Genomic DNA, 13,431 nt, shown 5'->3' with positions numbered 1-13,431 from the left:
CCTACCGGGACCTGAACTGGAGGGCCAGTGCAGTCAGGCTGTCAGCGTTGTCAGTGGTTATAGTTATTTGCGCAGCCCACTGTTGATGTTCTGTTGTTTGATGCGTACGCATTGCCTGGCGAATATGTTCCTGTACGGCGAGTTTGTGCCTATCGGGTATCCCTGAAAGATTCGGGCCATCCTTGGCAATCTGGAAGGAGGCCTCGATGTCCTCATTGAAGTTGGCTTCATTGACCGCCTCTGTGTCGTTACGCGAGGTACTGGCAAACAAATCCCAATAATCACGCGTATCTGCATATACGTGACTGAGTTCGTGAAATATCGTCCCTGACCGGTATATAGCTGACTGTTCGCGGGCCTTGGCATTCAAGTAAATAAACTTGTTCGCTTTAGATTCCGACGGGAATGAAAATGCCCGCTCATCAGGGGCGTGTGGGTTGTTCGCAGTGAAGACAAAGCGGGTACCGCTGACATAATCCTCCAATGCACCAGATAGAATTTTCTCGAGTTTCTCTTTAGCAGCGTTTGCCGCCAGCTCTAGATATTGTCTGCTGCCCCTTTGACCATAAACATTTCTTAGCTTGAGTATTGTCTCTGCGGATAGGTTGGGTTCGCTGAGAGACGAAATCGCATTATTCGTGAGGTCTATAGCAGCCGAGAAATCTTGCTCGAATTCCCGCTTCTGTTTTTTCGGCAATTCATCGGCACGTCGATAAAGTATTGTCTGCCCAGAGGCGATCATTTCCTGTTCCGATTCATTGATAGGCTCAACCGGCGAAAGCCCCTGGCTGTCCTTGAATCGCAGCGGATTGTTTCGAACCATCCTGTAGTGGTTGAGCCCATCGATATCACCCGCCGGATCCGGGTTGATCCAGCGCTGTAACCAGGGTGCGTAATAACGAAGTCCATAGTAATAAAGTCCGGTAGCGTCCCGTTCCTTTCCTGAATACCGAATGGTCTTGTAACTGGCCTCGGCGTCACTTCGAGCAATCCACCAGGCAGTACCACCGAAGGCGTAGTAACCTTCCTGGCTTATCAGCGCGGCATCCTCGTCCAGTTCCAGCGTGCAGGAGCCGAGGTGATCGCCCAAACTGTAACGGATCTGGCCATTGGCAATGCCTTCGGGCGGATCTTCGTGCCAATGTAAAACCCGCGCGTTGCAATCTCCGGCGTCAGCATTCATGACATATCGTACTTCTTCGCGACCGTTGTAATGGATCTCCAACCCGGGCAGATAACGTACTTCGCTGGCCAAGGTCACAGATTTTGCTTTGCGATGGAGCACCTTGCGTAGCCGCTGGCCGTGGGCATCGTAGCGATAGCATTCATCGTCATTCGGTGCCCCATCTCTGATGACTTGGATGACCTTGCTCAATTGGTTGCGGCTATCCCAATGCATGGCCTGTAAGCCGGCTGACAGGACCAGCAAGTTGCCGTTGCTGTCGAAGCTCTTGATGAAGTCCGGCTCACCTGCCTGCGGTTTTGGCAAGCTGCGGTTACTTGAAGATTCGGTCACCATCTCACGGGTGTAACTTCGAAGACCTTCATGGATGAGGGTTTGTAGGTTTCCTGCGGGATCATATGAGAATGTCTGTTTGTAGCTATTTGTCACTGTCGATTGCGACGGGCGCGTTAAGGGACCCTGGCTTGTGGCAACGGATTCTCGACCGCTTGCCTCTATCAATTGAGAGAGCGTGTCATATCGATAGTGGTTGGCGGGGTCAGTACGCTGGTTCCTGAAGAAGCGTATAGCTGTGGCCGAGTCCCGGATACGGGTGATATTGCCGACAGGGTCGTAGGCGTAGGCAAGGTCCTGGAGCGCATGGCCTGGACGACTTGAGGTGAGTTGCAGCAGGCGATCGCTTAGAGCGTCATAACGGCGGGTTGTCGTCACACCATTACCCGCAGTTTCGTGTTCGATCTGACCACTGACGCTGTAGCGCCTGTTCCTGAGTAGCGTTTTGGCCGGCAGATGCCTGCGTTTGAGGATTATCTGTGTGAGCAGGCCTGCGACGTCATAGTCCAATCGTCTTTGGTTCTCCCGTGCATCGGTCTGGGTCAACAGGTCGCCCAGGGTGTTGAAGCGCCATTGGGTGGTTTCATTTTCGGCTTCGAGTTTGTTGTCGCGGTCAGTCAAGCGCTCTGGCCAATTGGCAACTGACAGGTCGTTCATGAATTGCCGGGATTCGCTTAGCCGGGTGCCCGCAAGGTTGTATTCATTGAGATGCAGGCAGCCAGCCGTGTCGTCGTGGCGAATCAGGCGTCCGCACTGATTATGTGAGCTGTACTCGGCGTGGCTGTCGGCATAGACCATCCGCTCAGTCGTGGCAGGGGCAGCGTTGACAGCTTGCTCTGAGATGGCGATCGGGCGTAGCAGGTTGTCGTACTCGATCTGACGTTGATTCTGTCGACCATCCCACTCGAATCGAAGCTCGCCTCTGGCTCCCGGCAGTCTTGCTCTCCAGCCGGCATCAACGCTGCTGCTCAGTAATGGCTCGCCGGAGAGGCCGTACACCATGGTCAGATTAGGTTGGCCTTGCGTCGGCCATAGTCGTGGGTCCCAGCCGGCGCTCAGGTGCCCGTTCGGGTTGTAAGCCTGGCGATTGATTCGCGGTTCAGGCGTTTGTTCCAGGTGGGCACGGTAGTAGGCCACGCTACGAATCGACTGGCGGCGTGGGTCCTGTGCCATCAGGGTTGGGGTGGCGTGGTGAATGTTGGTCTGCAGGAGGTCAGTCATGTGATTGTCGAGCGCTCATGGAAAGTTCCAATGTATGCGCTTGGTTTTTAGCCTGCTAACTATCATAAATGACAGGGTTGCGTCTGTTTAAGAGCAGCGGTGGGGGACGGTACAAGAGGGCGCCAGCGTGGATCTGGCGCCGGATGGATTTTTTTGAGTCTGCTTACTTCTTCATCAACGCCGAACACGCCGCCTTGAACGCCTCATGCTGATACTTGTTCAGTGTCCCTGGGAGCTCAAAATTGTGCTTTTTGGCCTGGGCATTGATGGTCTGCGGCGACAGCAAGATCACCTCGCAATTCTCCAGCAACTGGAAAACCCCTTCGATCTTGAACGTCGTCGGCCCGCCGGCGAACTCGCCTTTCTTGCTGCGCTTCTTGATCGCAATGCGGTCGATGGAATTCTCACGGACAAACGAAGCGACCTGAGCGGCGAACAGTTTGACGTTAGCGGCCTCGTCGTCATCGTCCAGGGCAATTTTCTTGGTGGCGAGCGCGACATGGCCCAGCGCCTGACCGTCCAGCATGGCCACGGCGATGATCGCTTCGCTGCCTTTGATTTCGATGCCGCAGACTTTCATGTTGAATCCCTTTACTGGCTGATGGCATGCAGCTTACAGCTCGAGTTGACCGGCGGTGATGCCAAACGCCGAGGCGATTTTTTCGCGAGTGGCTTTACGGGGCTTGGCGACTGTTTCCTGTTGGGCGAATGCGGGTTGAGAAATACCCATGCGTTTGGCTACTTCATCCTGGGTAAGGTTCAAGTGTTCGCGCCAGGCGCGGATGGGAGTGGCTCCATCGACGATACGGCTGACCACCTCGTGGGGGATCAGGCCTGGCTCAATCCTTTGCGCGACATATTGCGCATAGGGGATGACCACGAATGCGGGGTTGCCGTTTTCGTCGTTGATGATTTGAACGTCAGTAGGTGCGTTCATCGCGTTTTTTGACCTCTTGAATACTGACCACTTTGATCGCGCCATCCCAGTTGAACATGACCCTGTAGTTACCGACGCGCAGTCGATAAGCGTAGTCATGACCAACGAGTGCCTTGACCTGACTCACATCAGGCATGTCAGCGAGCGCGGTGATGGCATCACGAACCTGAATCTGGTGAACGGAATGCAATCGCAAGAGTTGCTTAACGGCCTTTCGAGTCCAGTGAATGCTGTTCATGGAAGAATATAAGTCTTTTATAAGATTTGCGAATCTTTGCTTATATTTTCTCGGGCGACTACCAACAACATTTGTCGGCATGTTGCGTGAAAAGTCCGCAGAGCAGCGGCTATGGAAAGAAGCTGTAGGTCAGATCAGAGTGCTTTGTGGGAAAAGGGTTTTTTGGCGATTGAAAGCTGGTGGTAGTGCCAGCTTTCAGCGGGACATTCAGGACTATTCCTGCCCAATCGACTCCAAAAACTCCGACCGTTCATCACTCATCCGCGCCACACAATCGTTCTGGGCAATGGTGAGCGCCTTGCTGCCGGCGGTGGCCGGGAAGGCTTCGACGGCGCAGTCTGCGTCGCGGGTCTTCAGCCATTGCTGTTGGGCGGCTTTGATCTTGGCGGTGATGTCGGCCAGTTGCGACGGGGTTTTGCCGTACTGCGACTGCATGCGCTCGGTCAGGCCCTGGAGGTTCTCCTTGAGCAGGTCTTCGGCGGAGGTTTTGCTGAAGGCCGAGCATTCCAGTGTCTGGACGTCGTTTTCGACTTTGTCGCACGGGTTGTCGTCGGACACCTCCGCTGCGTGTACGCCGGTCGCAATCAGTGCCATTGCCAGAATGATCGATTTCATTATCGTCGCCGCTCTTGTCCAGTGAAGCATCCAGTGATGCGGCGAATTCTGGCCCAAGCCGAAGGCCTTGAACAGGTCGGTGATTGTGCCTGGCGACGACCCTTTGTCGCGGATTGACGCTTTCGGCAAACCCCCTGTCGTTTTTGCACCCGGCTGCCCCCGCACCGAGGCATATGCTGGCCCCAAAGCGCCGGCAGACGATTCGGCGCATGAATCGCTAATAGGGGACAGCCTGATGAGCCCAGCCGAATTACACGCCGACAGCATCGTTATCGACGGTCTGATCATTGCCAAATGGAACCGTGAGCTGTTCGAAGACATGCGCAAGGGCGGTCTGACGGCAGCCAACTGCACCGTGTCGGTGTGGGAGGGCTTTCAGGCCACCGTCAACAACATCGCCGCGAGCCAGAAGCTGATCCGCGAGAACAGCGATCTGGTAATTCCGGTCCGCACCACCGCCGACATCCGCAAGGCCAAGGAGCAGGGCAAGACCGGTATCCTTTTCGGCTTCCAGAATGCCCACGCCTTTGAAGACCAGATCGGCTATGTCGAGGTGTTCAAGCAGCTCGGCGTCGGCATCGTGCAGATGTGCTACAACACCCAGAACCTGGTGGGCACCGGTTGCTACGAGCGTGACGGCGGCCTGTCGGGCTTCGGTCGCGAAATCGTCGCCGAGATGAACCGGGTTGGCGTGATGTGCGACCTGTCCCACGTCGGTTCCAAGACTTCCGAAGAAGTCATCCTCGAATCGAAGAAGCCGGTCTGCTACTCCCACTGCCTGCCGTCGGGGCTCAAGGAGCACCCGCGCAACAAGTCCGATGAAGAGCTCAAGTTCATTGCCGACCACGGCGGCTTTGTCGGCGTGACCATGTTCGCGCCGTTCCTGGCCAAGGGCATCGATTCGACCATCGACGACTACGCCGAAGCCATCGAGTACGTGATGAACATCGTCGGCGAAGACGCCATCGGCATCGGCACCGACTTCACCCAGGGCCACGGCCAGGACTTCTTCGAATACCTGACCCACGACAAGGGCTACGCCCGCCGTCTGACCAGCTTCGGCAAGATCATCAACCCGCTGGGCATCCGCACCGTGGGCGAGTTCCCGAACCTGACCGAGACCCTGCTCAAGCGCGGCCACTCCGAGCGCGTGGTGCGCAAGATCATGGGCGAGAACTGGGTAAGCGTCCTGAAAGACGTCTGGGGCGAGTGAATAACTCTGGAGCCTACTCCGCTCGCCGATAGCTGCGTCAGGTCCTCGCGCCAAGCTCGCCGTACGTCCCGTACTGTCTCGCTTGTCGCTCCGGTCCTTCCTTGCTCTCGACGTGCTCGCTACGGCTCCAAAGTCATTCACACGGCTTGTTTATAAGAGCAAAGCAAAAGCTTTGCTAAGCACTGACCACGAATTTTCTGGAGTTAAGTTTCCATGGCTAAGATCGCCCCGCAATTGCCAATCGAAGTCGACAGCGAAACCGGTGTCTGGACCTCCGACGCCCTGCCGATGCTGTATGTGCCACGGCATTTCTTCGTCAACAACCACATGGGCATCGAGGAAGTGCTGGGCGCTGAAGCCTATGCCGAAATCCTCTACAAGGCCGGCTACAAGTCCGCCTGGCACTGGTGTGAAAAAGAAGCCGAATGCCATGGCCTGGAAGGCGTCGCGGTGTTCGAGCACTACATGAAGCGCCTGTCGCAGCGCGGCTGGGGCCTGTTCAAGATCCAGGACATCGACCTCGACAAAGGCACCGCCAACGTCAAGCTCGAACACTCGGCATTCGTCTATGTGTACGGCAAGGTCGGGCGCAAGGTCGACTACATGTTCACTGGCTGGTTTGCAGGGGCCATGGATCAGATCCTCGCCGCTCGCGGCAGCAAGATCCGCACCGTGGCCGAACAAGTCTACGGTGGCTCCGAAGAGGGCCACGAAGACGGCTTGTTCACCGTCAAGCCGTTGTAAGTCGAGGAACCCGCCATGGCTTTCGAAGCAATGTTCCAGCCGATCCAGATCGGCAAACTGACCATCCGCAACCGCGTGCTCAGCACCGCGCACGCCGAGGTCTATGCCACCGACGGCGGCATGACCACCGACCGGTACGTCAAGTATTACGAAGAGAAAGCCAAGGGCGGGATCGGCCTGGCGATTTGCGGCGGCTCCTCCAGCGTGGCCATCGACAGCCCGCAAGGCTGGTGGAAGTCGGTGAACCTGGCGGATGACCGGATCATTCCGCACTTCCAGAACCTGGCCGATGCCATGCACAAGCATGGCGCCAAGATCATGATCCAGATTACCCACATGGGCCGTCGATCCCGTTGGGACGGCGAGCACTGGCCAACCCTGCTGTCGCCGTCGGGCATCCGTGAACCGGTGCACCGTGCAACCTGCAAGACCATCGAGCCGGAAGAAATCTGGCGGGTGATCGGCAACTACGCCAGCGCTGCGGCGCGGGCCAAGGCTGGTGGCCTGGACGGCGTCGAACTGTCGGCCGTGCACCAGCACATGATCGACCAGTTCTGGAGCCCGCGGGTCAACAAGCGTACCGACGAATGGGGCGGCAGCTTCGAGAACCGCATGCGTTTCGGCCTGGAAGTGATCAAGGCTGTGCGCAAGGAAGTCGGTCCGGATTTCTGCGTCGGCATCCGTCTGTGCGGTGATGAATTCCACCCGGATGGCTTGTCCCATGAGGACATGAAGCAGATCGCCAAGTACTACGACGACACCGGCATGATCGATTTTATTGGTGTCGTGGGTTCAGGGTGCGACACCCACAACACCCTGGCCAACGTTATCCCCAACATGAGTTATCCACCGGAGCCGTTCCTGCACCTGGCGGCCGGTATCAAGGAAGTGGTCAAGGCACCTGTGCTGCACGCGCAGAACATCAAGGACCCGAACCAGGCGACCCGTATTCTGGAGGGCGGCTACGTCGACATGGTCGGCATGACCCGCGCCCACATCGCCGACCCGCACCTGATCGCCAAGATCAAGATGGGCCAGGTCGACCAGATCAAGCAGTGCGTCGGCGCCAACTACTGCATCGACCGTCAGTACCAGGGCCTGGACGTGCTGTGCATCCAGAACGCCGCGACCTCCCGTGAATACATGGGCGTGCCGCACATCATCGAGAAGTCGACCGGTGTGAAGCGCAAAGTCGTGGTGGTCGGTGCCGGTCCTGCCGGGATGGAAGCGGCTCGCGTGTCGGCCGAACGTGGCCACGACGTGACCCTGTTCGAGAAGAAAGAATTCATCGGCGGGCAGATCACTACCGCTTCGAAAGCTCCACAGCGGGATCAGATCGCCGGTATCACTCGTTGGTTCCAGCTGGAACTGGCGCGTTTGAAAGTGGACCTGCGCCTGGGCGTGGCGGCGGATGCGGCGACCATCATGGACCTGCGTCCGGACGTGGTGGTGCTCGCCGTCGGCGGTCATCCGTTCCTGGAGCAGAACGAACACTGGGGCGCGGCTGAAGGCCTGGTGGTCAGCAGCTGGGACGTGCTCGATGGCAAGGTTGCGCCGGGCAAGAACGTGCTGGTCTACGACACCATTTGCGAGTTCACCGGGATGTCGGTCGCCGACTACCTGGCGGACAAAGGCAGCCAGGTCGAGATCGTCACCGACGACATCAAGCCGGGTGTGGCCATCGGCGGTACGTCGTTCCCGACTTACTACCGCAGCATGTACCCCAAAGAAGTGATCATGACCGGCGACATGATGCTGGAGAAGGTCTACCGCGAAGGCGACAAGCTGGTGGCGGTGCTGGAGAACGAATACACCGGCGCCAAAGAGGAGCGGGTGGTCGACCAGGTGGTGGTGGAAAACGGCGTGCGTCCGGACGAAGAAATCTACTACTCGCTGAAGGAAGGCTCGCGCAACAAAGGCCAGATGGACATCGAAGCCTTGTTCGCGATCAAGCCGCAACCTTCGCTGAGCACCACGGGCGACGGCTACTTGCTGTTCCGTATCGGCGACTGCGTGGCCCAGCGCAATACACATGCTGCGATCTATGACGCGCTGCGGTTGTGCAAGGATTTCTAAGAGCTTGTGGATAACCCTTGTAGGAGCGAGCTTGCTCGCGATGGACGTGAACGATAACGCGGGGAGTCTGATTCAACGCGGTGTTCTCAGGTTTTTCGCGAGCAGGCTCGCTCCTACAAGGGATCAAGCAAGGCATCCAGATAGTTAAGCCCGATGTCTTTGGGAGCTTCACCTATGTTGAACACCCTTCTTCCAATCCTGTTGTTCGCCGCCCTTGGCCTAGGTGTCCTGGGCGCGTTGCGGCGGGTGGCCATGTGGCGCCGGGGCCGGGCTTCGAAAGTCGACCTGATCGGCGGCCTGTTCGCCATGCCCAAGCGCTACATGGTCGACTTGCACCATGTGGTCGCGCGGGACAAATACATTGCCAACACCCACGTCGCCACGGCGGGTGGTGCGGTGGCGTCCATCGTGCTGGCGATTCTGGTGCATGGTTTCGGCCTGCATAACCGCTTCCTCGGCTATGCGCTGTTGCTGATGACGGCGATCATGTTCGTTGGTGCGATCTTTGTTTACCTGCGTCGGCGCAACCCGCCGTCGCGCCTGTCGAAAGGCCCGTGGATGCGCCTGCCGAAAAGCCTGCTGGCGTTCTCGGCCTCGTTCTTCCTGTTGACCCTGCCGGTGGCCGGGATCCTGCCGGAAAACTTCGGGGGCTGGCTGCTGGCGGCGGTTCTCGGGGTTGGCGTGTTGTGGGGCGTGTCGGAACTGTTCTTCGGCATGACCTGGGGCGGGCCGATGAAGCACGCCTTCGCCGGTGCGCTGCACCTGGCCTGGCACCGTCGCGCCGAACGCTTTGGCGGTGGTCGTTCCACGGGCCTCAAGCCTCTGGACTTGAACGACCCGACCGCGCCACTGGGCGTGGAAAAACCCAAGGATTTCACCTGGAACCAATTGCTCGGCTTCGACGCCTGCGTGCAGTGCGGTAAATGCGAAGCAGCGTGCCCGGCTTTCGCTGCCGGCCAGCCGCTGAACCCGAAAAAACTGATTCAGGACATGGTCGTCGGCCTGGCCGGTGGCACCGATGCCAAGTTCGCTGGCAGCCCGTATCCCGGCAAACCGATTGGCGAGCACGCGGGCAATCCGCATCAACCGATCGTCAATGGTCTGGTGGATGCCGAGACCCTGTGGTCGTGCACCACCTGCCGTGCCTGCGTCGAGGAATGCCCGATGATGATCGAGCACGTCGATGCCATCGTCGACATGCGCCGCCATCTGACCCTGGAAAAGGGTGCGACCCCGAACAAGGGCGCGGAAGTCCTGGAAAACCTGATCGCCACCGACAACCCGGGCGGTTTCGCGCCGGGCGGGCGGATGAACTGGGCGGCGGATTTGAACCTCAATTTGCTCAGCGAAAAGAAATCCACCGACGTGCTGTTCTGGGTCGGCGACGGCGCCTTCGACATGCGCAACCAGCGCACCCTGCGCGCGTTCGTCAAAGTGCTCAAGGCGGCGAAAATCGACTTCGCCGTGCTCGGCCTCGAAGAGCGCGACAGCGGTGACGTGGCCCGGCGCCTGGGTGACGAAGCGACCTTCCAGCTGTTGGCCAAGCGCAACATCCAGACCCTGGCCAAGTACAGCTTCAACCGCATCGTCACCTGCGATCCGCACAGTTTCCACGTGCTGAAAAACGAATATGGCGCCTTCGATGGCAACTACCTGGTGCAGCACCACAGCACCTACATGGCAGAAATCATCGATGCTGGCGCGCTCAACCTCGGTCAGCACAAAGGCGACAGCGTGACCTACCACGACCCGTGCTACCTCGGTCGCTACAACGGCGAATACGAGGCACCGCGTCAGGTGTTACGCGCCCTCGGGATCGAAGTGAAAGAAATGCAACGTTCCGGCTTCCGCTCGCGCTGCTGTGGCGGTGGTGGCGGCGCGCCGATCACCGACATTCCCGGCAAGCAGCGCATTCCCGACATGCGCATGGAAGACATCCGCGAAACCGGCGCCGAACTGGTGGCCGTGGGTTGCCCACAATGCACCGCGATGCTCGAAGGCGTGGTCGAACCCCGGCCGATGATCAAGGACATTGCCGAGCTGGTGGCCGACGCGTTGCTGGAAGAAGCCGCGTCCAAACCCTCTACACCGGCCCAACGTGAACCCGCGGAGGTGCACTGATGAGCGACATTATCCGCCGCGACCCTCGGGCCGAATGGATTGCCCGCAACCGTCTGCACCCGCTGCACGCGGCCATGCAGCCGGCGCAACACAGCTGGATGGGGCCGAACGGCGTCATCCGCAAGAATCCTCATGGCATCGGGTTCATTGGCCCCAACGGCATCAAGCGCATCGACCGCAGTGGCGCCCAGCAGGGCGGGGCGACCAAGCGCTCGGCGGCCGTCGAAGTGCAATTGCCGCTGCATCAGGTGGCCGCGCCGGCGTTTTACATCAGCGTGGTGCCGGACATGGTCGGTGGTCGCTTGAGCAGTCACGACCGCGACCTGCTGGGTCTGGCCCATCAATTGGCCGGCAAGGACGGCGCAGTGCTGGCCGTGGTGTTCGGCGAACACAAGGAAAACGCTTTCGCCACGGCGGGCGTCGATCGCCTGCTGGTGCTGGAAGGTGAAGAATTCAACGGTTATGCACCGGAACAACGGGTCCAGGGCCTGCGGGCTGTGGATAACCAGTTCAGCCCGCGTCACTGGTTGCTGCCGGACAGCCGCAGTGGCGGTGGTGAACTCGGCCGACGTTTTGCCGCAGCACTGGGCGAGCGCCCGGCCACACGGGTCTGGCAGGTCAAGGATCAGGAGTGCATCGGCCGCGCTGGCGCGGGTCTGCAAGACCTTGCCCGTCCGCTGGCGCGATTGATTCTGGCGGCTGCCGAGTGCGCCGAACCAGTCAGCGAAACCCGTCACGAAGCCTTGCCGGTGGAGTTATCCACAACCGTGGCGCGCAGCCTGTCGCGGATCGAAGATCTGGGCGCGGTGGCCGTCGATCCGGCGGCAATTCCCATGGCCGAAGCCGAGTTCATTTTCTCCGGCGGCAACGGGGTCAAGGACTGGGGACTTTTCCACAGGACAGCCGAAGCCCTTGGCGCGACCGAAGGCGCCTCGCGGGTGGCGGTGGACGACGGCTTCATGGCCCGCGACCGTCAGGTCGGCGCGTCCGGCACCTGGGTCACCGCACGGGTCTATGTGGCGGTGGGGATTTCCGGGGCGATCCAGCACCTGCAGGGCATTGGTGCCTGCGACAAGGTGGTGGCGATCAACCTTGACCCCGGCTGCGACATGATCAAGCGTGCGGACCTCTCGGTGATCGGTGAGAGCGCGGAGATTCTTCAAGCCTTGATCGAGGCGGTAGAGGCTTACCGCAACGAAGCCAAGCGCGATGCGGCTTAAGGGAAGGAAAGGGTTATGAGCACGAAAATCATCAGCCTGGTGTCCATTGGCGCCCACCCGACCTCCGGTCGGCCGCGTCGCGCGGAGCAGGATGCGCGGGCGGTTGAACTGGGCCTGCAACTGGCTGGGGATAACCTGCAAGTGCTGCATGCCGGCGACATCGCCGAGCCTGCCTTGCGCGCTTACCTGGGTATGGGGCTTGAGCAACTGCATGTGCTGGAACAACCGCAAGGCGCCGACGCACTGCCGGCGTTGACCGACTATTTGCGCGATGCCGGGGCGCAGGTGGTGTTGACCGGCAGCCAGGCGGAAACCGGTGAAGGCTCGGGCATGTTGCCCTTCCTGCTGGCCGAAAGCCTGGGCTGGCCGCTGGTGGTGGGACTGGCGCAGGTCGAGTCCATCGATGGCGGTTCGGCGCTGGTGCTGCAAGCCTTGCCCCGCGGTCAACGCCGTCGGCTGAAGGTGCGTCTGCCATTTCTGGCGACGGTGGATAACGCCGCCCCCAAGCCTCGACAGAGCGCTTACGGCCCGGCCCGACGCGGCGTGCTGCAAGCGCAGGACGTCGAGGTCGTCGACGATGAACTGCTCGCGGTCGCCACCCTGCAACCGGCCAAGCCACGGCCCAAGCGCCTGAAGGTGATCAAGGCCAAGAGCGGTGCCGACCGCATGAAAGCCGCGACGGCCAAGGCCAGTGGTGGAGGCGGGCAGGTGCTCAAGGGTGTCACGGCGCAAGCCGGGGCCGAGGCCATCCTCAAATTGCTGATTGAAGAAGGTGTGGTCCGCTAACGCTTTCTGTAGGAGCTGCCGCAGGCTGCTCCTTCATGTGGACTGGATAAATCTGGCAGAGAAAAAACAATGGCAGTTGAATTTCGTTCGGCAGTGCGTGCAGACGCGCGCGCGATTGCGCGTCTGTTCCAGATTTCCTCAGAGGGCGCTTCGGATTACATCTGGAGCCAGTTGGCCGAGCCCGGTCAGGACTTGCTGGATGTAGGTGCCATTCGATACGCCCGGGACGACGTGGATTTCTCCTACCAGAACTGCCTGATTGCCGAGGCCGGTGGTCAGGTCATTGGCATGATGCACAGCTACGTGATGCGCCACGATCCACTGGCGGTGCCGACGACCGACCCGGTACTGGCGCCTTACGCCGACATGGAGGTACCCGATACCCTGTACATCTCCAGCCTGGCCCTGCATGAAGGCTGGCGCAACCGGGGGCTGGGCGTGCAGTTTCTCGCCCATGCTCAAGAACGTGCCGACCAACTGGGGCTCAATGGCCTGAGCCTGATCGACTATGCCGCCAACACTGGCGCCCGGCGTTTTTACGAGCGGCACGGTTTCGGGATCATCAAGACCTGCCAGGTCACCCCCCATCCAATGATTCGCGTCATCGGTGACGCCTATCTTATGCACAGGCCCTGAGCTTGCTCGAGCGCTCGGCCGGCGACGGTTATCCACAACGCCACGAACCCTAACTCTCGTCCCACGCTGACGAGGGCGGTGAACTACAGTTTCCTATGCGCTGATCAA

Annotated in this window: 12 protein-coding genes; 7 read left to right on the top strand and 5 right to left on the bottom strand. The window is 59.6% G+C overall.

Going from position 1 to position 13,431, the window contains the following annotated elements:
- Position 1 precedes the first annotated feature (1 nt).
- The 5 genes from AC3IT9_RS26985 to AC3IT9_RS26965 form a co-directional block, all read right to left on the bottom strand.
- Positions 2-2,737: an RHS repeat domain-containing protein gene (locus AC3IT9_RS26985; protein WP_489271394.1), complete on the bottom strand. Its 2,736-nt coding sequence runs from the start codon at positions 2,735-2,737 to the stop codon at positions 2-4.
- 163 nt (positions 2,738-2,900) lie between these two features.
- Complete coding sequence (locus AC3IT9_RS26980; RefSeq protein WP_150725126.1) at positions 2,901-3,317, bottom strand: DUF3010 family protein; 417 nt, start codon at positions 3,315-3,317, stop codon at positions 2,901-2,903.
- A gap of 33 nt (positions 3,318-3,350) precedes the next feature.
- Complete coding sequence (locus AC3IT9_RS26975; protein WP_489271393.1) at positions 3,351-3,674, bottom strand: helix-turn-helix domain-containing protein; 324 nt, start codon at positions 3,672-3,674, stop codon at positions 3,351-3,353.
- The gene (locus AC3IT9_RS26970) at positions 3,658-3,912 is read right to left on the bottom strand and encodes a type II toxin-antitoxin system RelE family toxin (protein ID WP_429366804.1); all 255 of its coding nucleotides are present in this window, start codon (positions 3,910-3,912) and stop codon (positions 3,658-3,660) included. The genes AC3IT9_RS26975 and AC3IT9_RS26970 overlap by 17 nt, the downstream gene beginning before the upstream one ends.
- A 213-nt stretch (positions 3,913-4,125) precedes the next feature.
- Positions 4,126-4,527: a lysozyme inhibitor LprI family protein gene (locus AC3IT9_RS26965; RefSeq protein WP_150756178.1), complete on the bottom strand. Its 402-nt coding sequence runs from the start codon at positions 4,525-4,527 to the stop codon at positions 4,126-4,128.
- Between the two features lie 235 nt (positions 4,528-4,762).
- Here AC3IT9_RS26965 and AC3IT9_RS26960 point away from each other — a divergent pair, with 235 nt between their 5' ends.
- From AC3IT9_RS26960 to AC3IT9_RS26930, 7 genes are all read left to right on the top strand, one after another.
- Positions 4,763-5,740, top strand: a complete 978-nt coding sequence (locus AC3IT9_RS26960) for a dipeptidase (RefSeq protein ID WP_150725129.1) — start codon at positions 4,763-4,765, stop codon at positions 5,738-5,740.
- A 213-nt stretch (positions 5,741-5,953) separates the two neighbouring features.
- Complete coding sequence (locus AC3IT9_RS26955) at positions 5,954-6,484, top strand: DUF5943 domain-containing protein (protein ID WP_489271392.1); 531 nt, start codon at positions 5,954-5,956, stop codon at positions 6,482-6,484.
- A 15-nt stretch (positions 6,485-6,499) separates the two neighbouring features.
- Positions 6,500-8,560 carry a dimethylglycine demethylation protein DgcA gene (dgcA, locus tag AC3IT9_RS26950; protein WP_489271391.1) on the top strand — a complete coding sequence of 687 codons (2,061 nt, stop codon included), beginning with the start codon at positions 6,500-6,502 and terminating at the stop codon, positions 8,558-8,560.
- A 174-nt stretch (positions 8,561-8,734) separates the two neighbouring features.
- Positions 8,735-10,681: a dimethylglycine demethylation protein DgcB gene (gene dgcB / locus AC3IT9_RS26945; RefSeq protein ID WP_489271390.1), complete on the top strand. Its 1,947-nt coding sequence runs from the start codon at positions 8,735-8,737 to the stop codon at positions 10,679-10,681.
- Entirely contained in the window at positions 10,681-11,901 is a 1,221-nt protein-coding gene (gene etfA / locus AC3IT9_RS26940) for an electron transfer flavoprotein subunit alpha (RefSeq protein ID WP_423505312.1), read from the top strand. The genes dgcB and etfA overlap by 1 nt, the downstream gene beginning before the upstream one ends.
- Positions 11,902-11,916: 15 nt before the next feature.
- Positions 11,917-12,687, top strand: coding sequence for an electron transfer flavoprotein subunit beta (gene etfB / locus AC3IT9_RS26935; RefSeq protein ID WP_150725133.1), 771 nt, complete (start codon positions 11,917-11,919; stop codon positions 12,685-12,687).
- A gap of 69 nt (positions 12,688-12,756) precedes the next feature.
- On the top strand, positions 12,757-13,323 hold the full coding sequence (locus AC3IT9_RS26930; RefSeq protein WP_150725134.1) for a GNAT family N-acetyltransferase: 567 nt from the start codon (positions 12,757-12,759) through the stop codon (positions 13,321-13,323).
- Positions 13,324-13,431: the final 108 nt, after the last annotated feature.

The organism is Pseudomonas sp. KH_046_1 (genome assembly GCF_057839025.1).
The sequence above is the reverse complement of the archived record's forward strand: the minus strand, read 5'-3'. Positions and strand labels throughout refer to the sequence as shown.